The organism is Parvularcula maris (genome assembly GCF_024505085.1).
GTDB lineage: Bacteria > Pseudomonadota > Alphaproteobacteria > Caulobacterales > Parvularculaceae > Parvularcula > Parvularcula maris.
The window spans coordinates 12,080-34,843 of the sequence record NZ_JANIBC010000015.1 but is presented as its reverse complement, the minus strand read 5'-3'; the positions used below and the strand labels follow the sequence as shown (position 1 = coordinate 34,843).

Below are 22,764 nucleotides of genomic sequence, written 5' to 3'. Positions count from 1 at the left end.
ATTTCACTCCCCCTCTTTGAGGGGGAGCTGCCGGTAGGCTGAGGGGGAGGAGCCAGCAGCGCCTATGTCCCCGTCTCTTTGCAAACGATACAAACGCCCGTTTTGGGTCGCTGTGCAGGCTCTTAGTAATACCCCAGATCCGCCGAGCGCTCGGAGGCGTCCACCGCCTCGGCGAAGCGGTCGAGAAACTCCGAGCCGTCAGCCGTCTTGCGCACCAGCACCACCCGGCGGTCCGCATCATGGCGCTCGCGCTTGACGAGGCCGTGGATGGAGAGCGCGTCGAGAGCCCGGCTGATAGCGGGTTTGGGAACTTCCAGGTCCTCCGACAGACGCCGCACCGTGTGGGGACCAGGCGTCAGATAGACCGTCAGGAGCAGCGCCCACTGGCGCATGGAGAGGTCGGGCTGGTCACCGCGCACCATCTCCACCATCACCTCGCGCCAGGGGGTCAGAAGATCGTTCTGGCTCATCGGGAATCCTTGCCGTCCGCCCTGTTTCGATAGCGAAACAGGCAAGGCATTGAAAGACTTGACAGGTTGGAAAGAGCAGCCGGGGCTAGCTGCGTAGGAGCTCGTTGATGCCGGTCTTGGAGCGCGTGCGCTCGTCCACGGTCTTCACGATCACGGCGCAGGCGAGGCTCGGAGCGGCCGCATCCTTGCCGGGCAGCGTGCCCGGGACGATGACTGAGTAGGGCGGCACCTCGCCGTAACGGACCTCGCCCGAGGCGCGATCGACGATCTTGGTGGAGGCGCCGAGGAACACGCCCATGGAGATGACGGAGCCCTCGCGCACGATCACCCCCTCGGCCACCTCCGAGCGGGCGCCGATGAAGACGTTGTCCTCGATGATCACCGGGTTCGCCTGCAGCGGCTCGAGCACGCCGCCGATGCCGACCCCGCCGGAGATATGGCAGTTCGCCCCCACTTGCGCGCAGGAGCCGATGGTGGCCCAGGTATCGACCATGGTCCCCTCGCCCACATAGGCGCCGATATTGACGTAGGACGGCATCAGCACAGCCCCCTTGCCGATGAAGCTGCCCCTGCGCACCGCGGCAGGCGGCACGGCGCGGAAGCCTGCGGATTTGAACTCGGCCTCGGACCAGTCCTCGAACTTCGAAGGCACCTTGTCGAACCAGGACGCCTCGCCCGGTCCACCGGGGATCACCGCGTTGGGGGTCAGGCGGAAGGAGAGCAGCACGGCCTTCTTCAGCCACTGATGCACCTCCCACTCGCCGCCCTCACCCTTCGAGGCAACCCGGAACCGCCCGGCATCGAGCCCCCGCAGCGCAAAGCTCACCGCCTCGCGCAGCTCCTTCGTGTCGGAGCCTTGGTCAAAACCGTCGTCGATAAGGGTGCGGGCCGTGTTCGTATCCATGGGCGCGCCATAGCGGCGGGAAGCCGTCGCGCCTAGCGGTGAATTTGAACAAGAAGCATAGGGCGGAACGCGAAGCTTTCCGCCTTGAGTAGGCGCGTAGGTATTGGCGGAAAGCTTCGCGTTCCGCCCTACGGGTCAGCCTGAAGCCGTTCTCAAAAACCCCACCAGATCGTCCGTCACGTGGTGGATGTGCTCCGCCCCCTCTACTGCGAGCCCCGGCCGCTTCTCCTCGGGCTCGTCGGCGATCCACGGGGCGTCGGGGCAGGTGACCAGGACCGTCCGCATGCCGAGCTCATGGGGTACTTCCAGGTTCACCGCCATGTCCTCGAACATGGCAGCGGAGCTGGGGTCTAGGCCGAAACGGTCCTTGCAGAGCGCGTAGTTCGAGGCGTGGGGCTTGGGCACCCAGCCGCCTAGTTCCACGTCGAAGATATCTTCCATCACTCCCTCTAAACCGAGGGCGCCGAGGACGTTCTCGGCATGGCGCACCGAGCCGTTGGTGTGGACGAATTTGCGCCCCGGTAGCGCTTCGACCGCCTCTTTCAAACCAGGCAGCACGGTGAGGGGCGAGAGGTCGATCTCGTGCACGTGGTCCATGAAGTGGTGGGGGTCCACGTCGTGCTCACGCATCAGCCCCGCCAGGGTCGTGCCATGCTCGACATAGAGGCTCTTCTGCACCCGTCGGGCTTCCTCGAAGGGGAGACCCAGCTCCTCCTCGATGAAGGACGTCATGCGCTGGTCGATCTCGGCGAAGAGGTTGCAGCCTGCGGGGTAGAGCGTGTTGTCGAGGTCGAACACCCAGGACTTCACATGCGTGAAGTCCTGTCTGATCTTTTCGGCGGCCTCGCTGGATGCATCGCTGCACGTGCTGACAGGTCCCGCAGTTTGGAACCGCCGCGAAGCTGCATCGTCCGCGCCAGCGAGGCCTTTGGAAGAACTCACTGCGTCGCCTGGCTCAGCTCGGCGTTGAACTGTTCGGGGCGGAAGACGAAGGTCCAGGCCTTCTCGCTGCCAGTGTCGATGCGGCGGAAGCTGGCCACGTCGAAGCCGCTCTCGGCGCAGGCGACGTCGGAGCGGGCCTCGAACTGCACGGCGCTGACGCAGAACTCGGTGTCGCCGCCGGCGAGCTGCAGCTCCTGATCCTCGGCCTGCATGATGCCGTAGACATAGTAGGGCTCGGCGGAGAGCTCGCCGCGCCTGACCTTGGCGCAAGACGAGGGCTCAAGCCGCCACCAGCCGGACGCCTCGTAGCCCTCCCCGTTGCGCGCTGGCTGGGCGAAGGCGGACCAGACGGGCAAGAGCGTCTCGTTGCAGAAGAAGAAGCCGAGCTTGGCGTCCTCGTTGTTCACCTCAGTAATGAGTTGGTCCATCACCTGGTCGTCGATCACCCCGTCCTGGCCGATGCCCCTCGACCTTCTGTACTGGCGAAGAGCGGATTTGGTGGTGGCACCGAGCTGGCCGTCCACGGCGCCGATGTCGAAACCCACATCGGCGAGGAGCCGCTGAATGCCCGCCACCTGGGCCTGGTAGGTGGAGAAGTTGTTCTCGTCGGTGAAGTCGGTGGTGAAGTTGCCGCCGTCCTCCGCTGCGATGTCGACGCCGTTGAAGTCGCGCTGGCGGGACGGGTCCTCGGCGCAGACCGACTGGTCGCGCAGGGTGAAGAGGCTGTCGTTCTGAACGCAGAGCGGCGTGCCGCCGGACCAGGTCTTGAGCTCGCCCCGGTGGCCGGGGATCGCCTCGGCATAGACGTAGTAGCGGCCCGCCTGGATCTCTTCGGAGATGACCTTCTTGCACTCGCCGGGACGAAGCCGCCACCAGCCGCGGGTGAGGAGGTTGTCCTCCTCCACGAAGCCGAGCGCCGCCGAGAGCGCGTAGCTCGTCTTGTTGCACAGGCTGTACTCGGCCCGCGCCGAGGAGCCGCCCGCAAACGCCGCCGCCACAAGGATGATGAGCCCCAGAATGGGAAGATGCCTGACCAAGACGCGCCCCGCCGCTATCCAGCTGAGCTTCTCTTGTCCGTCATTAAGCTTAACGGATCAAGCACCACCGGGCGAGGCGGACAAAACTGTCACGTCGCAGTGTTGGCGGGGGGCCGCCCGTCCTGGGTGAGAAAGGCCGTGGCCGCAGCGAGGAGGGACAGAAGAACGGCTGCAGCGGTGATGGCGGTGAACCCTGCCCCCATGGCGGAAGCGAAGGCCTCGGCGGGCAGCACCTCCCTCCCCTCGCCGAAATCCGCCGCCCCGGCCCCCTCGGGCAGGCTGGCGCGAAACGCCAGAGACGCCAGAAGACCGAGCGCCGCCACGGCGAGGAGCTGGCTGACCCGGCTGACGCCGTTATTGATGCCGGAGGCGACGCCCACCCGGTCGTCCGGCACCGAAGCCATCACGGCAGCGCCGAGGGGAGGAACGGCGATCCCCATGCCGAGGCCCAAAAACGCCATGGAAGGCAGCACGCCGACATAGAACGCGCCGCGCATGATGAAGAAGCCCACCAGGGCGAAGCCTATAGCGGCGACGACGGGGCCTAGGGTCAGAGGCAGGCGGAACCCCACCTTGTCGGCCCATCCCCCGGTGAGCCGTGAGGCTGCGGCGATGACCAAGGAGAACGGCACGAAGAGAAGCCCCGCCGCCCCCTCCGACAGGCCATGCATCTCGATCAGCGTCATGGGCGCGAAGAACAGGACCCCGCCGAGAGCCAGGTAGAGAAGAAGCGTGAGGAGGTTCGCACCCGAAAAGCTTTTGCTGGCGAAAAGGCCGAGCGGCATCATGGGTGATGGCGAGCGGTGCTCGGCGGCGAGAAGCGCCGCCAGTGCGGCCGCAAAGCCGAGGAAGCCGACCGCCGCCATAACGCGGCCGCCCTCCTCGCCCAGCACCGTCAGGGCGTAGGCGAGGCTGCCCAGCATCAGCGCGGCGAGCACGCCGCCCGGCAGGTCGATCTTGCGCTCGGGCCTTCCCTCGTCGCGCGGCACCTTGAGAAGGACCAGCACGGCCAGGGCGCCGAGGGGCACGTTGAGGAAGAAGATCATCCGCCAGCCCTCCTCCCCTGCCCCCTGCAGGATCGCGCCGCCCAGGACGGGACCGAGGGCCGTGGTCACCGCCGACGCGCCCGACCAGAGGCCGATGGCCGCGCCGCGCTCTTCCTTGGGGAAGTTCTTGGCGATCAGCGCCAGGGAGCCCGGCACCATCAGCGCCGCGCCTGCCCCCTTGACCACCCTAGCCGCGATCAGCTCTTCGGGCGACTGGGCGAGGCCGCACCAGACCGAGGTGGCGATGAAGACGACGATGCCGACGAGGATCACGTCGCGCTGCCCGAACCGATCCCCGAGCCCCCCGGCGGGCAAAATGAAGGCGCCCAGCATCAGAAGATAGCCGTTCATGATCCACTGGATCTCGGCGAAGCTCGCACCGAGCCCCTGCCTGATCGCAGGGACGGCGAGGGTGACCACGGACCCCTCGATGAAGCCGAGCGCCGAGGCGAGGATGGCCGCCGTCAGCACCCATTTGCGGTCGCTCTTGGCGCAGGGCCGAGCCTCGTTCTTTGATGCTGGCCTGGTGCGGGCGGGATCGGTGCAGCTCGTCACATCGGCCATGCCGGGCACGTAGCGGCTCGCTCATCTACGTGTCGATACGGGAAGGCAGCGGGTAGTGGGTCAGTTTGAAAATCGGCGGGATTGACGGGGGTTTGTCCCCGGGCCCGCAAGGTGCCATATCTTGGGGCATGACCGGAAAGAACCCCAAGCGCCCTCGCGATGCGAACCAGCTGGCTAAGCGGATTGTTGACTTAGCTACCGGGGCTGAGTCTGAAGATTGCGAATCAAATGAGACTGAGCAAGTGAAGCTCGGTCGCGAGGGTGGATTGAAGGGCGGGGTCTCCCGAGCCCGCAAACTGTCTCCTGAGCGGCGCGCAGAGATTGCTCGGATTGCCGCAAAGGAGCGCTGGAAGTGTGACAGCTGAAGTTGCGATTTTGAACAAAACTGCCGTTGCCGTGGCGGCCGACAGCGCAGTGACAATCACTCATGGCGCAAATTTTTCCAAGACATACGATAGCGCCGACAAAATTTTCGAGCTGACTACGGCCCAGCCGATCGGCATCATGGTTTATAGCGGGATGCACTTTCTCGGCATTCCTCTCCAATCCCTGGTTCGCGAGTTCCGTGATCAAGCAGGTGCTTTCGACAAGGTTGAGAATGCTGCGTTCGCCTTTCTCGAATTTCTGAACAACGAGGGGAAGGGGGCAGCGTCGGAGCTAATCAACGAGGAAATTGAAGCCACTTTGGGCGAGATGTGGGACAGCATCCAGCACAAGGTATCGTATACAATGACCCGCGAAGCGGTTGAGGCCAGTAAGAACGGGGAGCCTGACCAGTCAATCAAAGACTTTAGGGAACGGTCCCAGGCACGCTACGAGGAATTATACAGCAAAGAGCTAGACGAACGTATTTCAATATTGGAGTCCGATCCCGAGCTTCGGTTCTTCGGGTCGGAGAGCCAACCTCAGCTTTCGGCTGCCGATATCGAAAACCTTGAGAGTTTTGTCAATGACTTTGCAATGTTGCCCCTTCCTGATGAGGTAAAGAGAAAAGCCGTTCGCGTACTCGAGCTTGTTCTACTGAGAAGTTTCGCTGGCGGATATACCGGACTTGTTGTTTTTGGTTTTGGCAAGAAGGAACGCTTTCCATCTCTGCTTAGTTTCAAGATCGGCGGGATGATCGGTGACCGACTCAAATACGAGTGTGATTACACCTGCGATATTGACCGCTCCAAGCCGAGGGCAGACATTGTTCCGTTCGCGCAGCGAGATGTTGTGGACCGTTTCGTGGATGGTCTCGACCAGGAGGTGCGCGACCAACTGTCTCAATATTGCTCGAACGCTGTGAACAAAGTCCTCTCGGAAGTCATTGAGTCCCTCCCATCCGATGGGGCATATGACGACCTCAAGACGACCGTTGAAGAAGCAATCAGTCAGTTCAAAGAGCAAATTGACAAAGAGGCTTTTGAGGCCATCCAGACCGATGCTCGAAGTGATATAATATCCATGATTGAGTTCATGCCGAAGCCTGAGATGGCAAAGACAGCAGAAGCACTAGTAGATCTGACCTCTACGAAGCGGAAAGTCTCGCGGGGGTTTGAGACAGTCGGCGGGCCTATTGACGTTGCTGTTATCTCGAAAACTGAAGGTTTCGTTTGGGTTAAGAGAAAACATTACTTTCCACCTGATTTGAACGCTAGATATTTCGAGCGAATAGCTATATCTCGGGATGCGCCTCAGGAGGATGACGATGCAGCGAGCGTTTGATCGACAAGGACGCGGGTTTCGTCAAAGCAACGCCAACCGCCACGAGCCTGCACCACCCAGCCCGCAACTAGCTGAGGTTATGGGCAAATTCGATAATCAGATCAGTAAACTCTTTGCAGAGTATCGGCAGAGGAAGAAGCAGCAAACTGACCATTGATGCTTGACGCTCAAGCATAAAGGTCAATATGAAGGGGCATGAACAAGCTGCCCCTTCATACCCGCAAGACCATCTTGAAGTGTCTTCTCGATGGCATGTCGATCCGGGGCACGGCGCGGATCGCCGAAGTTTCCAAAAACACGGTTTCGAAGCTGCTAGTGGAAGCGGGTGAAGCCTGCGCTGCCTTTCATAACGAAATGGTGCGCGAGGTCGAAGCCGAGCGCGTCCAGTGCGATGAAATCTGGTCCTTTTGCTACGCCAAAGCGAAGAACGTCGCCGATGCGAAGGCCGCTCCCGAAGACGCTGGCGACGTGTGGACGTGGACGGCAATCGACGCCGACAGCAAGCTTTGCATTTCATACCTGATCGGCGGTCGCGACAGCTCCTACGCTCGCCTCTTCATCTCCGATCTGGCGGCGCGTCTCGCCTCGCGGGTTCAGATCACGACCGATGGTCATAAGCCGTACCTTGAAGCCATCGAAGAAGCGTTCGGCGCAGACGTGGACTACGCCCAGCTCGTGAAGCTGTTCCAAGAGCCCAAGGGCAAGCCGCAGGAGCGCCGCTACAGCCCCGGCGAGTGCTGCAAGACACGCAAGGATGTCATCGAAGGCGAGCCGGATATGGCGAAGGTCTCCACGTCGTTCGTAGAGCGTCAGAACCTCACCATGCGGATGAACATGCGCCGCTTCACGCGCTTAACGAACGCCTTCTCAAAGAAAGTGGAGAACCACGCTCTGGCGGGCGCGCTGCACTTCATGAACTACAACTTCTGCCGTCAGCACAAGTCGCTCAACAAGTGGACGCCAGCGATGGCGGCTGGCCTCACGGATCGCATCTGGGACGTGGAAGACATCATCAAGCTGGTCGATGAGCGGGCACCCAAGCCGAACCGCCCGAAGGCCTACCGCAAGAAAGAAAATTCAAACTGACCCACTACCAGGCAGCGGTTTGGGAGCTGGTTCCTCCCGCCACCTCTCCCTTCGGGAGAGGTCAAAACCTGACGACAGGAGGGTTTTGGGTGAGGGCTTTCTGAGGCTCTCACGTCCCCTACTCGATTGAGCTCCCACACAGCTTGCCCCCACTCGGCATCAGAGATGCCGATCTCTCCCGATGTGAGAGATGAGCGGCCCGGCACCCAGGTCCTTGGCGGGAGCGTCCGGCAAGGCTAACCGGCTTCCATGGTTCACAAACTCACCGCCGAGGCCCGCCAGCAGTTCTTTGCCGACCATCCCGCTTGGAAGGAGGCCGAAGGCAAGGACGCCGCCGAAACCACCCTCACCTTCGCCGACTTCAACGAGGCCTGGGGCTTCATGAGCCGGGTGGCGGTCTATGCCGACAAGCACGACCACCACCCCGAATGGTTCAACGTCTACAACCGCGTCGAGATCACCCTCACCACCCACGACGCAGGCGGCCTGTCCGAACGCGACGAGAAGATGGCGGCGTTCATCGACCGGATACGGGGCTAGGGTCCGGACCTACCGACGCTTCGTCAGACGGGGGACGATCTCGTTCTCGATGAGATCGTTCGTCTTCGGGTGCATGTCCTGCTGGTTGTAATCGGTCTTGGTGATGACGAAGATCACCTCGTGCTCCGGCATGACGCCGACGCGGTTGCCGCCGTTGCCGCTCATATACTGAACCGTGTACCGATTGTTTGAGGTCTCGTAGGAGTCGAGCCACCAGAGATAGCCGTACTCGATGTCGCGCTCGGCATCGGCGACCACGCGGGGCTTGACGGCTTCTTCGGTCCAGCTCTTCGAGAGGATGCGGCGCCTGCCGTGAAGGCCGCCGCGGCGCTGCATCTCCGCGAACTTGGCGAGCCCCCTAGTCGTCAGGCCGAGACCGCCGCTCTTATGGGCTTGGCCGAGCCCGTTCTCTTGCCATTCGAAACGCTCGATCCCCATGGGGCCGAAGAACTTCGCCTGGACATAGTTCTGGAAGGTCTCGCCGCTGGCGCGTTCGACCGCCCAGCCGGCCATCTCCACCCCGGCGGAGCAGTAGGCGAAGACCCGGCCATACTTGGCGGTTGCGGGCTTTTCGGACCAGGAGGGGTAGCCCCTGATCGGCAGGTCCCAGAAGAACGAGGCCCAGTCCTCGACATTGTGCATCCTTGCTTCGGTGCCGCGGGAGAAATTGTCGTTATCGTCGCATTCGAGGATGCTGCTCATGGTGAGAAGGTCCTGCATGGTCACGTCCAGCTTGCGCGGGTCGGGATGGTCGAAGGGCGCGATGTCGGTGAAGAAGGTCGCCGCTGCGGTGTCCGCGGTCATCAGGCCCTCATCGACGGCGGCGCCGACGGCCATGCCGGTGATGGTCTTGGTCACCGAGCGGGTGTTGTGCAGGGTCTCCGCATCGGCGCCGTTGAAATAGCCCTCATAGACCGTGCGCCCCCGCTCCATGATCAGGACGCTGGTGACGGTGCCGTACTCACCCTTACCGATGGCCTCTTCGAGGGTGCTCATATCGCTCCAGCGGCCCTGGGCCGCCAGCGGGGTGACGCTGCCGGCCAGTGCGCCAGCCGCGATGAGGAATGTCTTCATGGATCGCTCCCTTGATATCGTCGAAACGAGGAGATCCTGCTGGGAGGCTGGTGCGGCGTCACTTGAAGACGCCCGAACTTTCTTGAAGCGCGTCTTCAAGAAAGGCTTTAGGATAGCGTCATGCGGTTCATGCTCGATGATCTGTCGGTCGATAGCCAAGCGCGGTCCGTGCGCCGCGGCGGCGAGCCTGTCGAGCTGCCGGATCTGAGCTTCGATGCCCTGCTGGCGCTCCTCGAGGCCGCACCTCATCCTCTCAGTGTCGATGACTTCGCGCGCCGGGTCTGGCGCTTGGAGCATGTGAGCGCGGAGACGGTGGCGCAGCGCATCGCGCTGCTGCGCAAAGCCCTTGGCGACGACCCGAAGAGGCCGCGCTATATCAGAACCGTCCGCGGGGCGGGCTACGCCGCTACCGCGAGCGTCGCCCGAGCGGAAGCTGACACGCCGCCGCCGAGCTTGTGGAAGGTCCAGCCGTCCCGTCTGGCAGCGGCTGCTAGCCTGGCCATCGCGGCGGTCGCGGTAACGCTAGGTGCGCTGGGCGGCGAGCGGGAAACGCCAGGCGCCGCCCATACCGGTCCCCAGTCGGAGACGGCGATCCTCGTTCATCGTGCGAAGCAGCAGCTCGCCCTTCACCAGTTCCGCGAGACCGATCGCGCCTTGGCCCTCCTGAGAGAGGCGGTCGCGAGGGAACCGGAGAACTTCGATGCGCGTCTGGCGCTCAGCTTCGCCCTGACCACGAAAGCCACCAAGTTCGGCGGCGGCCTCGAGGAGAAGAAAGAGGCCGAGGCGCTGGCCCGCGCCTTGATCGCCGCCGAGCCCAAGAGCAGCGGCGCATGGTCCTCCCTCGGATACTCGCTCGACGCCCAAGGAAGATCGAATGAGGGCCTGACCGCCTACCGCTACGCCTATCGGCTGGACCCGACCAACGCCTCGGCTCTTTCGAGCGCGGCCTATGTGCACCTCATCCAGGGGGACCTCCACCAGGCGCTGATGCTCGAACGGCAGGCGCAGGAGGCGGGGGGAGCATCACGCTACGCCGAGATTCAGATCGCCCAGGCGTTGGAGCTGATCGGCCACCCCGCCGCCGAGGCCTGGCGGGCGAGGGCGCTGTCGATGAACCCAGGGCAAGTGGTGGTGCTGAGCGAGCTGGCGCGCTCGCACCTACGCCGGGGCGAGGCGGAGGCGGCTCTCGAAGTTCTGGATCAGACCAGGGGAGAGGACCGCTCGGCGCCGATCATTCTGCAGCTTCGGGGCCGAGCGGCGCTGATGCTGGGTAGGCACGATGAGGCCCGGCGGTCGTTCGAAGCGGCGGGCGCCTGGGCGGCATGGGACCTTGCAGCCCTGGAGGCAGGTACCGGAGAAAACCCGCCGACCGAAGCCTGGCTCGCTGCGTCGACGCTAAGCCTTGAGGAGAAAAGGATGTCGACCTGGTCGAGGGTGGCGCTGGCCGAAATCATGGCCGGTCTCGGCAGGGAGGTCGAAGCCCTCGACGCGCTCTCGCAGGCGGTGGACCTCGGCTGGCGCGATATCGCTTGGCTGAAGCAGTCCCCCTATCTCCGCGAGCTGATGGCATCGGAGGAGGGGCGCCGCGTCGTGGATCGCGTGAGACTGGAGCTCGAAGCCCAAGAAGAGCTGATCATGGCGACCCGAAGCCTGGCCGAGTTCATCGACCTTCCGGCGCCTTCCCTCGGCGGCACGCTCTGAAAAATCGCGGAGGCAGCGGCTCAGGTCAGGACGGCCGCTGCCTCCGAACCGGGAGGGCGGCGTCGGGAGTGCCGCGTCGTCCCAGCAGTGGCGGACCAAGAAGGCAGGGAGGGCAAAACCGGCCTCAGGGGCAGAAGGCACGGGCTTCCTCGTCCGCACCCCTCATATGCACGGCGCCGATCTCACGGGCAATCCGCATAGGGCAATCCTATCGGCGGCGGTGGTAACCGGCATGGGCAGAGGTGGCCCTCGTCAGCTCCGGTCGAGGATCGCGTACTCGCTGCCGCCCTTCAGCACCTCGCCCACCGCCTGGGTGATGGCCTCGCGGGCCGGGTCGATGGCGGAGGCTCGCCGCCAGGCCAGACCCATGGTGCGGGACATGCGCAGCCGCGAGGAGCGCAGCACGGCCACGTCTTTCGTGTTGTGCACCTCGGAGGCGACATAGAGGCCGGGCAGAAAGGTCGCGCCCAGCCCCATCCCCACCATCTGGCGCAGCGCGTCGAGGCTCGTGCCCTCGTAGTCGCGCCGCATCCTGGCGCCATGCTCCTCGCAGAGCCGCAGCACCTGCTCGTGAAGGTGGTAGCGCGGGGAGAGGGTCAGGACGTCGAGGCCGCGAAGGTCCTCCGGCTCGAAGCTCGTTTTGGAGGCCAAAGGATGGTCCCCGGCGACCGCAAGGAAGAGCGGCTCGCGGAACAGCCTCGCCGAGGAGATGTCCTGGGAAAGAATGGGAAGCTGCGCCAGGAGCATGTCGTGAAGGCCCGCAGCCAGCTCCATCTCGAGGTCCACCGGCGCCCCCTCGCGGATGAAGAGCTTGAGCTCGGGATGGGTGCGGTGGAGGTTCTCGATCACCCTGGGAAGAAGATAGGGGCCGAGGGTCGCCTTGACCCCTAGCCGCAGCACCCCGGCCACCGGCCCCTCGGCGGCCTTGGCTCGCAGCCCATCCACCCGGTCGAGGATCTCCACTGCGGCCGCCGCCAGCTCGCGCCCGATCGGCGTCATGGTCACCGCCCCCGTGCCCCGCTCGGCGACCAGCACGCCGAGGCTGCCCTCCAGCGCCTTGATCTGCGCGCTGAAGGAGGGCTGGGTGATGCCGCAGATCGCCGCCGCCCGGCGGAAGCTCAAGGTCGAGCCGAGCGCCACGAGGTAGCGAAGCTGGCGAAGGGTCGGCTCGGAAGACTGGCTCATGGGACGGGCCTAGCCTGTGTCGAAGGCCGTTGCAGCGCACAAAGGCAGAGAAAAGACCTGCGCCGTTCTATCTCGATCCCCGGCGCGCTCGGCTGGCCGCGATCATCGGCGAGGCGGTCTTCACCCACCATAGATGCAGGCCGGTCACCGAAAGAAGGACTAGGCCCACGCCGAGAAGGCCCACAACCACAGTCCGTAGCGGGCCGAAGAGGCGGCCCGAATGGAATGCCTTGGCGAGCCCCGCCGCATGACCTGCACCTCCGTTCGACACGGTATAAGAGATGGCTTCGCAGGCAGCATGGACCCAGACGCGAGTGTCGCCATCGTCCCTGTCTATAGCGCCTTCCTTGGTGAGGTAGAGAACATGGTAGGGCTGCCAGGGGGCGGCGAACTCGGCCTCCAGAAGCGTTTTGCCTGGGTGGAGGGAGAGGGCCAAGGCGGCGGCCTCGGAGGCTGAAACGCTCTCGCCGCAACCCTCGCTTTCGAAGGCTTGAGGCAGGTCCGTTCCGGCACGGTCGGTCTGGGCGGACGCGAACCAGTCAGGCTTCGACCAGTAGGTACCGCTCAGCCCCCAGAGGATCACTGCCGCCCCGAGCCAGAAACCGGCCAGGCTGTGGATGCTGAGGCTCTGGCGCAGAAGCTTGCGTGCCGCGCGAAAGCTCAAGGCCTTGCCTCGAACCTGGCTGAGGGTCCGCGGCAACCATAGCCACAGGCCGAGCGCCGCGAGAAGGCTCATCAGTAGACCGACGATAGCGACGAGAACCGCCCCTGCCGGACCTGCGAGAAGGCTGGTATGAAAGTCGATCAGACCGTGGGTCAGCGTCCGGTCCAGAAGGAAGGTGCCGGTCGTCTCGCCCGTTCCGGGATCGAAGGCGACGATCTCGACCTCCCCTCCCTCGTCAGGCGGCGCGGAGAGGCCGTAGACCATCTCCGCCTCGGTGACGATCTCCGCATGCGGACCGAGATAGCCGAGGGGTATGAAACCAGGACCCGCTTCGGCCTTCGCCGCAGCGATCATCTCGGAAAGGTCGGCGGAGGAACCTTCGGGGCGGGGGCTGGAGACGGCATAGGCGCCGGTCTCCCATCCCATGAGAGGACCGGAGAAGGAGATCAGTACACCGCTGAGCGCAACGAGGAGAATGAACAGTGACGCCGCTGCGCCCAGCCAACCATGGACGGCGTGGACCAGGCGGCGAAGAGAGGTCCTCTTCGCCCTCAGCCTGACCGCGACGGGGCTGGCGACATCCACGCTCTAGAACCTCACATCGATCCCGCCGGTGACGCGGCGGGGCTCACCGAGGCTGGCCGTGCTGCCTCTATCGAAGACGAAGGTTTCGAAGGTCTCGTCGAAGATGTTGGTGGCGTCGACGAACAGGCGGGCTCGGCCGAGCTCGTAGCTGACCTGCGCGTCGGCGACGAAGAAGCTGTCCACCTCGTTCTCGGGCAGATTGGAGTCGTCGCTGAAGAATCCATCCGTGTAGCGACCGAAGGCGCTGAGGGTCCAGCGAGGCAGCGGACGCCACACGGCGCTGGCGATAGCGGTCACGCCGGGGGCGCGCTGGAACTCGTTGCCGTCGAGCTCCGCCCCCGCAACGGAATCGCTCGTGAACTCCGTATCGACCAGGCCCACACCGCCGGTGAGGGTCAGCGCATCGGACGGCGACCAACTCACGTCCACTTCGGCGCCGATAGAGCGGGCTTCGGGCACATTGCTGAAGACATTGGCGAAGAACTCCGGTCCCAGCTCGACCAGGGTGGCGATCTGAAGGTCCTCGAAGTCCGTGTAGAACAGATTGGCCGCGATGCTGACCGTGCCGCCCGCCAGATCGCTCCGCAGGAAAGCCTCGTAGTTCCAGAGGGTCTCCTCCTCGAACAGCTCGGTGGCGAAGGTATCGAAGTTGAAGGTGAAGCCGCCGGCGTTGAAGCCGCGCTCCGCCGTCAGGCCAATGCGGGTCCGGGGCGTCACGTCGAGGGCAAGCTCCGCCCTCGGAAGGAAGGCGTCGAAGGTCTCATCAAAATCGACCGGGATGATGCCGTCAAAGCCGCCTTCCCGGTTCTGGGCATCCCGCTGGTAACGCCCGCCAAGGGTCAGGTGCAGAGCCTCCGTCGGCGACCATGTCGTCTGGCCGAAGACGCCCAGGCTGGAGCGCTCGTCCGTGAACGTACCCGTGCCGATACCGAAGGCGGAGAGGTCCAGCCGCTCGTCACTCTCCAGCTCCCAGACATAGACCCCGAAAAGGCCGCTCAGCATTGTCTCTCCGCCGAACTCGGCTACGAACTCGTTGCTGAACTCGTCGTTCTCGATGTCCGCATTGCCCGTGCCTACAGGCGCCAGCCGCTCCACGTCGATGGTCGTGACGGTCGCGGTGTTGCGTAGGCTGAGTTTGTCCGACAGCGTCAGGCCCGTCTCCAAAATGCCGCCGGTGCTGCCCGTGGTGAAGACGGAGAAGCCGGGGTTGAAGCGTTCGCGGTCCTCGAAGGGGAGGTCGACGCTGTCGGTCTGCGGGCGCTGGGTGTCCGTATGCGTCACGGTGAAGAGCGCCTCGAACCCTTCTAGCGCATCGGGTTTCCATCCGAGCTTCCCGCGCAGGTTCAACGTCTCGATGGCGCGCAGGTCGGCACCAATATCCTCCTCGACACCAAGGGGCGTGACCGGGCTCTCCTCCTCGAGGTAGTCGGCCGCCAGTCTGAAGGCGAGCTGGCCGTCACCGATGGGACCGGAGATGACGCCGGAGGTCCGCAGCGTATCGAGGCTGCCTACCACCACCTGCGCCCGCCCCTCGAGGACATCGTGGTTGGGGTCCGCCGTCTCGATGAGGATCGCCCCCGAGATCGCGTTCCGCCCCTGGGTCGTGGTCTGCGGTCCACGGAAGATCTCCACCTGATCGAGGTCCCAGGTGGAAGCGGGCGAGAAGACGAACTCGTTGAAGGTGAGCTGGCGGCCATCTACCGTGATCGTGGTGCGCGGCTGCGAGCCGCCGAAGAAGGACTCCAGACTGGTCAGCACGCCGCTCGTATTGGCGCCGCGGATCGTCGGCCCCTGGTTGCCCTCGTTCGCCGGGTTCACACCCACCGTCTGCCTGATGATCTGCTCCAGCGTATCGAGACCCGCCAGGGCGTCCTGCCGGGCTGCCGTGGTCACCGCGACGCTGGAGGCGGTCTCCTTAAGGCTCCTATCGGTCCGCTCCCCGGTCACGACGATCTCGTCGAGCCGGTCGCTTGCGCCGCCGGGTTCGGCATGGGCCATGGCGGACATGAGGGCGGGCAGGCTCAGACTGAGAAGAAAAGCGCGGTTTTGCGGCGGCATGGCGGGGAAACTCGAAACTGCCAGGGCGGCCTAGAGGGAACTGACTTCCGCGTAAATGAAAATCATTCGCATGTGCAGCCGATCCTTGCAATTTGCCCCGCCCTTTTCACCGCCCTCCTACCTTTGCGTCTTAGGACTAGTGTCCGCTGGGGAAGGTGGGAGTGACGGCTGATGACTGCGTCCATCGCGCTGATCGACGATGACGAGAACATCCTGACCTCGGTCTCGATCGCCCTCGAGGCAGAGGGCTACGGCGTCAGGACCTTCACCGACGGCTCCTCCGCCCTCGACGGTATCCTCGCCAAGAGCCCCGACCTCGTCCTGTCCGATGTGAAGATGCCCCGCATGGACGGGGTGGAGCTTCTGCGCCGCCTGCGCGCCGAGAGCTCGGTGCCCTTCATCTTCCTGACCTCCAAAGATGAAGAGATCGACGAGATGCTGGGCCTGACGATGGGGGCCGACGACTACGTCAAGAAGCCTTTCAGCCAGCGGCTTCTTCTGGAGCGGATCAAATCGGTGCTGCGCCGGGCGACCTCGGCTCCGCAGGAGGAGGCGGGCGGTTCGGAGGTCCTGCGCCGCGGCAGCCTCACCCTCGATGCGCCGCGCCACGCCTGCGCCTGGAAGGGATCGGAGGTGACCCTGACCGTGACCGAGTTCCTGATCCTGCAGTCGCTGGCCAACAGGCCAGGCTTCGTCAAATCGCGCGATTCGCTGATGGACGCGGCCTATGACGACGAGATCTATGTCGATGACCGCACCATCGACAGCCACATCAAGCGCATCCGCAAGAAGTTCAGGCAGGTGGACCCTGCCTTTGACGGGATCGAGACCCTCTATGGCGTCGGCTACAAGTACAAAACGGATTGACCCCGCAAGCCTCCTTCGCCTTCGCGCGAAGGAGCATGCCGAGGGACGGGAGCCTGCCGAGAAGGCCGGTGAGAACGCGCTGCGCAAGGCTGCCGAAGCGGCTGCGCGCAGCCGTGAGGAGGCTCGTGCTGCCTTCCCCAAAGCCACCAAGGTGCGCCGGAGCCGCAACGTCTTCTCCCGCTTCGGCGGCGCGCTGCTCATCGGCAACACGCTGGCGGCGATCCTCCTCGTCTTTGCCGGGCTGGGGCTCTCTGCCTATCGCGACGGGCTGATCGAGGCCCGGCTCGAGACCATCGAGCGGCAGGCCTCCCTCGCTCGCGCTGCTCTCTCCTCCGAAGCCCTCGGCATCTGCGGCGACGGGAGCTGCGTCGGCGACCCGATCACCGCCACCTTGGTGCTGACCGAGGCGGCCAAGGGCTTCGACGGCAGGCTCTCCTACTACGTCCTCGACGGCGGCAAGCTGCGCCAGGTGGCCGAGAGCGGCAGCGCGGCCGAGGTCAAGCCGGAGGCCGTCCCCATCCCCGCCGCCATACCCGAAGCCTCCCTCGTCTCCCGCGGCCAGGCGCTGGCGAGCGGTCTTCTCGGCAAGCTCCTCTTCGAGCTGCCCCTCAAGGAGCGCATCAGCACCCTGCCCCCGGAGACCGATGCCGTCCGCATCCTGCGCGGTGACAGCCGCGGCGGAACGAGGCTGCGCTACCATCAGGGCGGCGCGCTCCACGCGGCGGCGGCCCTACCGCTTCTTCAGGACGGCAAGGTCCAGGCGCTGGTCATCGCCGAAAGCACCGATGTCGAGGCCGTCAGCGCCAGGCTCGGCACGCTGCTCCTGCCCCTCCTCGTCACCGTCTTCGCCCTGTCGAGCTTCTCCGCCGTCACCCTGACGGCCGCGATCACCCAGCCCCTCCGCCAGCTTGCGAACGCTGCCGACAAGGTGCGCTCCTGCGTCGGGCGGGCGGGCCAGGTGAAGCTTCCTAATCTCGATCACCGCCAGGACGAGGTGGGCCGCCTCTCGCGCTCGTTCCGCGCCATGACCGAGGCGCTGACCCACCGCATCGAGAGCATCGACGACTTCGCCGCCGATGTGAGCCACGAGCTCAAAAACCCCCTCACCTCGATCCGCTCCGCCGTCGAGACCTTCGAGAAGTGCCAGACCGACGAGCAAAAGACGCGGCTCTTCCGGGTCATCGCCTCCGATGTCGAGCGCATGGACCGGCTGATCTCGGACATTGCTGGCGCTTCCCGCCTCGATGCGCAGCTCGCCACCGAGAAGCGCACCACCCTCTCCGCGTCCAAGCTCGCGGGCGATGTGGCGGGCAGCTACGGGGCTGTGACCAAGGCGGGCGGCCCCAGGGTCAATTTCTGGGACGATACGGACGGCAAGCTGAAGGTCTATGGCGCCCCCTCCGCGCTTGGCCGGGTGATCCGCAACCTGGTGGACAACGCCGTCAGCTTCTCCCCGCCCACCGGCGCCGTGACCGTTGCGCTCGAGAAACCGGTTCGCCAGGGTGCACCCCTCGTCATCACCGTCTCCGATGAGGGGCCGGGCGTGCCGGAGGAGAACCTCGAACATGTCTTCGACCGTTTCTACACCAAGCGCGGCAATGGCGAGAACTTCGGCGCCAATTCAGGCCTCGGCCTCGCCATCGCCCGGCAGATCTGCGAGAGCCATGGCGGCCGCATCTGGTGCGAGAACATGCCGCCCCTCGACCCCCAGTTCAGCGACCAACCGGGAGGCGCCAGGTTCCTGGTGGAGCTACCGGTGCAGAAGGGCGGGGAAGCGTAAGAGGCTCGGCGTTCGTTTTTGTGGCGAACGCTTCGGCCCCTCCCCCTCAACCTGCCGGCAGCTCCCCCTCGGGGAGGGGGAGCGAAGTCAATCGCAGCGCCGGTTCTGTCTCCCTCCCCCACTAGTGGGGGAGGTGCCCGAAGGGCGGAGGGGGCTGCGGCGGCCCGTAGCGACCGAGTGACCGCCCTCCACGGCACGGCTCTAGGCATCGCGCTGACCGAACAAGAACCCCTTCAAGGCCTTCTCCTCTGCGGCCCTCCAGGCTCCGGCAAGTCGGCGCTGGCCGCCGAGCTGATCGCCCACTGCCCCTACCGGCGCACCGCCCTCATCGCCGACGACCTCGTCCGCCTCGATAGCGATGGCCGCGCCCTACTCGGCGAGCTCGGCCCCCTCCTCCACCTGCGCGGCCTGGGCATCGCGCGGGTCAGGGGGTGCGAAGCGCTATCCATCAGGTGGGCTGTCAGCGTGGGCGCGCCCGCGCCCGAGCTCCCGGAGGCATCCGTCATCGAAGTCCCTGCCTTTCCCGCGGCAGCAGCCCTGCGCCTTCAACTTTCCTCCCTTGCATCCGGCGAGAGCTTGTGGTGCGGATTCGAACCTGGGCCGTCAAACCACGGAGCGTCTTCATGATCGGGATCGTCGTCGTCACCCACGGGCAGCTGGCCAAGGAGCTACTCCAGGCCGCCCTTCACGTGGTCGGACCCCAGCCGGGGCTTCGCGCCGTCTGCATCGAGGCCGATGACGACATGGAGAAGCGCCGCCGGGACATCGTCCGCGCCTGCGCCGAGGCGAGCGGCGAGGAAGGCGCGATTATTCTCACCGACATGTTCGGCGGCACCCCATCCAACCTCGCCATCGCCGTGATGGAGGAGGCCAATGCCGAGGTCATCGCAGGCGTCAACCTCCCCATGCTGATCAAGCTCGCGCCGGAAAACTACCGCACCGCGACGCCGCGAGACGAGGCGGTCAAGGGCGCCCACGAGGCGGGCCGGAAATACATCTCCGTTGCCTCCTGGGTACTGAAGGGCGAAGAGGGAGCGGCGTGAGCGAGGCCTCGGCCAGGGTCACCATCGTCAACATGCGCGGCCTCCACGCCCGCGCCGCCGCCAAGATATGCGAGACCGCCAGCGCCTTCCAGTCGCGCATCGAGGTGTCCAAGGACGGCACAGCCGTCGGTGCCCGCTCCCTGATGGCGCTCCTCATGCTCGGCGCAGGAAAGGGCAGTAAGGTAACTTTGCGCGCCGAAGGTCCCGATGCGGAGGAAGCGGTGAAGGCCGTCCGTGAGCTGATCGAAGCGGGCTTTCACGAGGAGGAGTAGCTGCCCCCTCCGCCCTTCGGGCACCTCCCCCACTGGTGGGGGAGGGAAGCAGAACGAGCGTTGGTTTGAGGAACGCTCCCCCTCCGTGAGGGGGAGCTGCCGGCAGGCTGAGGGGGAGGCCGCTGGAATGCAGGTGTCTACCTGTTCCGATACTGAAAAGGCCTGTCGCCGCGGCCGAGGTCCTTGTACCGCTCGGCCAGCTTGCTCTGACGGTTCTCGAGGCTCTTCTCCTCGCCCTCGATGAAGACATGAAGAGGCCGGGAGGTGACCTCGAAGGGGTCGCCGTCCCAGATCACCACATCGCCCAGCTTGCCGCGCTCCAGCGTGCCCAGCGCATCCTCGACGCCGAAGATCGTCGCGGGGCCCAGGGTGACAGCACGCATCGCTTCGGCGTGGTCCATGCCGGAGGCGACCGCGTTGCCCGCGAGCTGGGGCAGGAGCCTCGCATTGTGCGTGTACCCCGTACCAGTGTCGTAGAACGCCACCGTCACATCGGCATCGGCAAGCCTCGAAGCCGCCTCCATGGTCGAGCCCATGCGCTCGAAGTTGGAGGGCAGGTTGGCGATCGGGTTGATGATGACCGGTACATCCGCATCGGCCACGTCCTCGGCGAGCCTGTAGGCCTCCGCCCCGCCGACGATGACGAGGTCCAGCTCGTACTCGTCCTTCATGCTCAGCACCCGGCGGATGTCCGAAGCGCCGTTGACGTCGACGAGGAGAAGCTGCTCGCCTGTCGCCGCCGGAGCGAGGCCGCGGGCGTCCTCGACCGACAGGCGGTTGTGGTGGTCGGACCGGGCGTAGGCTTCTGGGTCCTCATCGTAGAGAAGTGCGTCCTCGAGCGCCCGGCGGAACATGGCGATGCCCGCCTGGCGGCTGCCGCCGGCGCTTCTCGCCGCGCCCTCGCCCAAGGTGGCGACTTGGCCGATGCAGCCCTCCATGATCGAGCCCGGCCCACGCTCCATGGCGATCACCATGCCGCAGCCGCCGAACAGCGTGCCGCCCGCATCGGGGGTGACATAGGCGCGGGTGATGCCGCCCGCGCGGGTCACGTCGATGACGCTCGTGTCCTCGTTATAGCCGTCGCGGGCATCGAGCGCCGCCGAGAGCGCTTCGTTGTCCGTGGACGCATCGTTGGCCTCCTGCACGGCGCCGATCTCGGTCAGCCCGATCCCCGACATGGGCACGAAGAAGCCGGGCGTCACCGGCATGCCGCCCGCGTCGATGACGGTCGCGCCGCTCGGCTGGGAGACATTCGCGCCCACGGCAACGATCCTACCGCCGCGCATGACCAGCTGGCCGTTCTCGATGACGTCGCCGTCCTCGGACGTCATGTGCAGCTCGGCATTGGTGATGACCAAAGGCCCCTCCTGCGCGAGGGCCGTGCCGGTGAGGAGAAGCGAGGCGATCAGGGTACGTTTCAGCATGTTATGCATCCTCCAGCGCGGACTGGCCGAGCTCGTAGTCGAAGACCGGCTGACGGGTCTCGTCCTCGCGGTCGAACATCAAGGCGCCGTCCACGAAGACCTTCTCAGGCCGTGCGTAGACGGAGAAGGGGTCCTGGTCCCAGATGACGAGATCGGCGTCCTTGCCACTCTCCAGCGTACCGGTGCGGTCGAGGATGCCCGCCGCCTTGGCCGGGTTCGCCGTGATCCAGGTGATCGCCTCCTCCGGCGCGATGTCGATGCCGAGAGCCCGCCCGTCAGCCATGGCCTTGGCCGCTTCCTGGTTGAGGCGCTGGACGCCGTTGGGATCGTCCGAGTGGATCACCACGCAGCCGTTCGGCTGGTTGGCGACGAGGGCCGCGTTCTCGCGCACGGCGTCATAGGCTTCGAGCTTGAAGCCCCACCAATCGGCCCAGACGGCGGCACACACATCGTTCTCGGCCAGGATGTCGGCGACCTTGTAGGCCTCGATGGCGTGGTGGAAGGTGCCGACCTCGTAACCGAACTCCTCGGCCATATCGAGGACCTGCACCATCTCGTCGCCCCGGTAGCAGTGCATGTGGACGATGATGTCGCCTGCGAGAACGCCCGCCAATGTCTCCTTGTCGAGGTCGCGGCGCGGCGCCTTCCCGCCTTCGCCAGCCTCGACGCTACGGGCATAGCCGTCCCACTCGTCCTTATACGCCTTGGCGTCGATCCAGGCCTGGCGGTAGCCGCGGAAATTGCCCATGCGGGTGGCGGGGCCGCCGCGCGATCCGTAGACCCTTTTGGGGTTCTCGCCGCAGGCCATCTTGATGCCGTAGGGGGCGCCGGGGAACTTCATCCCCTGGACCGTCCGTGAAGGGACGTTCTTGACCGTGACGGTCCGTCCGCCGAAGAGGTTCGCCGAGCCCGGCATGATGTGGAGCGAGGTGATCCCTCCCGCCAAAGCTCTGCCGAAGCCTGCGTCCTGGGGGAAGATCGAGTGCTCGGCCCAGACCCCGGCGGTGTTGGGTGAGGTCGCCTCGTTGCCGTCCGAGGTCGAGGCGTTGGAGGGGCTCGGATAGACGCCGAGATGGCTGTGAAGGTCGATGATGCCGGGCGTGACGTACTTGCCTTCCGCATCGACCACGGTGAAGCCGCGCGGCACGTCGAGCTCGCCCGCCTCGCCGACGGCCTGGATCTTGCCGCCGAGGACCAGGACGGAGCCGTTCTCGATCCGCTTCCCCGTGCCGGTCAGGATCGTCGCACCCTGGATGACCATGTTCTCCGACGGGTAGGGCTCGTAGGTGGAGGGGAAGGGGTCGGGGTTGGGATAGGCGCTTCGTCCGTCTTCCCCGGAACCGCAGGCGGCAAGGCCCGCAAGGCCGATCCCCATCAAGAGCCGTCTCATCGTCATCGCGTTCCTCCAGGCTGCCATTCACCGTCAAACAGCCTCTCTGACGGAACCCTGACCCATCGGCAACAGGGGAACGCGGCTCATCTGCGGCGTGTCAGGACGGGTAGAAGAGGAGGTGCCTTTTATGGGCGACACGCAGACCACCACCGACCACGACACGATCAGGCAGTGGGCCGAAGCGCGCGGCGGCGAGCCCGCCTTCGTGGCCGACACCCAGGAAAAGGGCGAGGCAGGCGGCGTCCTGCGCATCAAGTTCCAGGACGAGGAGGGCGACCTCGCCACCACCGACTGGAACAGCTTCTTCAACACCTTCGAGAAGAACGAGCTGGCCGCCCTCCTCCAGGAGGAAACCGCCGACGGCAGCACCAGCCGCTTCGTCAAGTTCATCGACCGCCATGAGGGCGGCGACCACCACTAGT

The 22,764-nt window shown here is 65.2% G+C and carries 21 protein-coding genes; 10 read left to right on the top strand and 11 right to left on the bottom strand.

Annotated elements, in window-relative coordinates:
- Positions 1-122 precede the first annotated feature (122 nt).
- The 5 genes from NOG11_RS12880 to NOG11_RS12860 form a co-directional block, all read right to left on the bottom strand.
- Positions 123-470 (bottom strand): MarR family winged helix-turn-helix transcriptional regulator, encoded by a 348-nt coding sequence (locus NOG11_RS12880; protein ID WP_256620184.1) that lies wholly within the window; start codon positions 468-470, stop codon positions 123-125.
- 85 nt (positions 471-555) lie between these two features.
- Complete coding sequence (gene dapD, locus NOG11_RS12875) at positions 556-1,374, bottom strand: 2,3,4,5-tetrahydropyridine-2,6-dicarboxylate N-succinyltransferase (RefSeq protein ID WP_256620183.1); 819 nt, start codon at positions 1,372-1,374, stop codon at positions 556-558.
- A gap of 135 nt (positions 1,375-1,509) precedes the next feature.
- Positions 1,510-2,184: a pyrimidine 5'-nucleotidase gene (locus tag NOG11_RS12870; RefSeq protein ID WP_256620182.1), complete on the bottom strand. Its 675-nt coding sequence runs from the start codon at positions 2,182-2,184 to the stop codon at positions 1,510-1,512.
- A 128-nt stretch (positions 2,185-2,312) separates the two neighbouring features.
- Positions 2,313-3,353, bottom strand: coding sequence for a DUF1036 domain-containing protein (locus NOG11_RS12865; RefSeq protein WP_256620181.1), 1,041 nt, complete (start codon positions 3,351-3,353; stop codon positions 2,313-2,315).
- Positions 3,354-3,442: 89 nt separating this feature from the next.
- The gene (locus tag NOG11_RS12860) at positions 3,443-4,963 is read right to left on the bottom strand and encodes an MFS transporter (protein WP_256620180.1); all 1,521 of its coding nucleotides are present in this window, start codon (positions 4,961-4,963) and stop codon (positions 3,443-3,445) included.
- Between the two features lie 354 nt (positions 4,964-5,317).
- On the opposite strand from NOG11_RS12860, the gene NOG11_RS12855 reads away from it, so the two are divergent.
- The 3 genes from NOG11_RS12855 (at position 5,318) to NOG11_RS12845 (ending at position 8,296) form a co-directional block, all read left to right on the top strand.
- Entirely contained in the window at positions 5,318-6,670 is a 1,353-nt protein-coding gene (locus NOG11_RS12855) for a hypothetical protein (protein ID WP_256620179.1), read from the top strand.
- A gap of 195 nt (positions 6,671-6,865) precedes the next feature.
- A complete protein-coding gene (locus tag NOG11_RS12850; protein ID WP_256620178.1) occupies positions 6,866-7,756 on the top strand; it encodes an IS1 family transposase in 891 nt (296 codons plus the stop codon).
- A gap of 249 nt (positions 7,757-8,005) precedes the next feature.
- Positions 8,006-8,296, top strand: a complete 291-nt coding sequence (locus tag NOG11_RS12845) for a 4a-hydroxytetrahydrobiopterin dehydratase (RefSeq protein WP_256620177.1) — start codon at positions 8,006-8,008, stop codon at positions 8,294-8,296.
- A 9-nt stretch (positions 8,297-8,305) separates the two neighbouring features.
- On the opposite strand, the gene NOG11_RS12840 is transcribed toward NOG11_RS12845, so the two are convergent.
- Positions 8,306-9,370, bottom strand: coding sequence for a serine hydrolase domain-containing protein (locus tag NOG11_RS12840; RefSeq protein WP_256620175.1), 1,065 nt, complete (start codon positions 9,368-9,370; stop codon positions 8,306-8,308).
- A 120-nt stretch (positions 9,371-9,490) separates the two neighbouring features.
- Between NOG11_RS12840 and NOG11_RS12835 the strand changes: the two genes are divergently transcribed.
- Positions 9,491-11,071: a winged helix-turn-helix domain-containing protein gene (locus tag NOG11_RS12835; protein ID WP_256620173.1), complete on the top strand. Its 1,581-nt coding sequence runs from the start codon at positions 9,491-9,493 to the stop codon at positions 11,069-11,071.
- Positions 11,072-11,323: 252 nt separating this feature from the next.
- Here NOG11_RS12835 and NOG11_RS12830 read toward each other — a convergent pair whose 3' ends face one another.
- From NOG11_RS12830 to NOG11_RS12820, 3 genes are all read right to left on the bottom strand, one after another.
- Positions 11,324-12,256, bottom strand: a complete 933-nt coding sequence (locus NOG11_RS12830; RefSeq protein ID WP_256620171.1) for a hydrogen peroxide-inducible genes activator — start codon at positions 12,254-12,256, stop codon at positions 11,324-11,326.
- Positions 12,257-12,323: 67 nt separating this feature from the next.
- Positions 12,324-13,505 carry a PepSY-associated TM helix domain-containing protein gene (locus tag NOG11_RS12825; protein ID WP_256620170.1) on the bottom strand — a complete coding sequence of 394 codons (1,182 nt, stop codon included), beginning with the start codon at positions 13,503-13,505 and terminating at the stop codon, positions 12,324-12,326.
- Between the two features lie 3 nt (positions 13,506-13,508).
- On the bottom strand, positions 13,509-15,563 hold the full coding sequence (locus tag NOG11_RS12820; protein WP_256620169.1) for a TonB-dependent receptor: 2,055 nt from the start codon (positions 15,561-15,563) through the stop codon (positions 13,509-13,511).
- Positions 15,564-15,734: 171 nt separating this feature from the next.
- On the opposite strand from NOG11_RS12820, the gene NOG11_RS12815 reads away from it, so the two are divergent.
- From NOG11_RS12815 to NOG11_RS12795, 5 genes are all read left to right on the top strand, one after another.
- Positions 15,735-16,430, top strand: coding sequence for a response regulator transcription factor (locus NOG11_RS12815; RefSeq protein ID WP_256620168.1), 696 nt, complete (start codon positions 15,735-15,737; stop codon positions 16,428-16,430).
- The gene (locus NOG11_RS12810; protein ID WP_256620167.1) at positions 16,399-18,210 is read left to right on the top strand and encodes a sensor histidine kinase; all 1,812 of its coding nucleotides are present in this window, start codon (positions 16,399-16,401) and stop codon (positions 18,208-18,210) included. Before NOG11_RS12815 ends, NOG11_RS12810 begins: the two co-directional genes overlap by 32 nt.
- Positions 18,211-18,387: 177 nt before the next feature.
- Positions 18,388-18,837 (top strand): hypothetical protein, encoded by a 450-nt coding sequence (locus NOG11_RS12805; protein ID WP_256620166.1) that lies wholly within the window; start codon positions 18,388-18,390, stop codon positions 18,835-18,837.
- The gene (locus NOG11_RS12800) at positions 18,834-19,253 is read left to right on the top strand and encodes a PTS sugar transporter subunit IIA (protein ID WP_256620165.1); all 420 of its coding nucleotides are present in this window, start codon (positions 18,834-18,836) and stop codon (positions 19,251-19,253) included. The genes NOG11_RS12805 and NOG11_RS12800 overlap by 4 nt, the downstream gene beginning before the upstream one ends.
- Positions 19,250-19,525, top strand: coding sequence for an HPr family phosphocarrier protein (locus NOG11_RS12795; RefSeq protein ID WP_256620164.1), 276 nt, complete (start codon positions 19,250-19,252; stop codon positions 19,523-19,525). The genes NOG11_RS12800 and NOG11_RS12795 overlap by 4 nt, the downstream gene beginning before the upstream one ends.
- A 137-nt stretch (positions 19,526-19,662) precedes the next feature.
- Here the strand turns inward: NOG11_RS12795 and NOG11_RS12790 are convergent, their stop codons facing one another.
- A complete protein-coding gene (locus NOG11_RS12790) occupies positions 19,663-20,949 on the bottom strand; it encodes an amidohydrolase family protein (RefSeq protein WP_256620163.1) in 1,287 nt (428 codons plus the stop codon).
- Between the two features lies 1 nt (position 20,950).
- Complete coding sequence (locus tag NOG11_RS12785; RefSeq protein ID WP_256620162.1) at positions 20,951-22,345, bottom strand: amidohydrolase; 1,395 nt, start codon at positions 22,343-22,345, stop codon at positions 20,951-20,953.
- 124 nt (positions 22,346-22,469) lie between these two features.
- On the opposite strand from NOG11_RS12785, the gene NOG11_RS12780 reads away from it, so the two are divergent.
- Positions 22,470-22,763, top strand: coding sequence for a hypothetical protein (locus NOG11_RS12780; RefSeq protein WP_256620161.1), 294 nt, complete (start codon positions 22,470-22,472; stop codon positions 22,761-22,763).
- The last annotated feature ends 1 nt before the right edge of the window (position 22,764 follow it).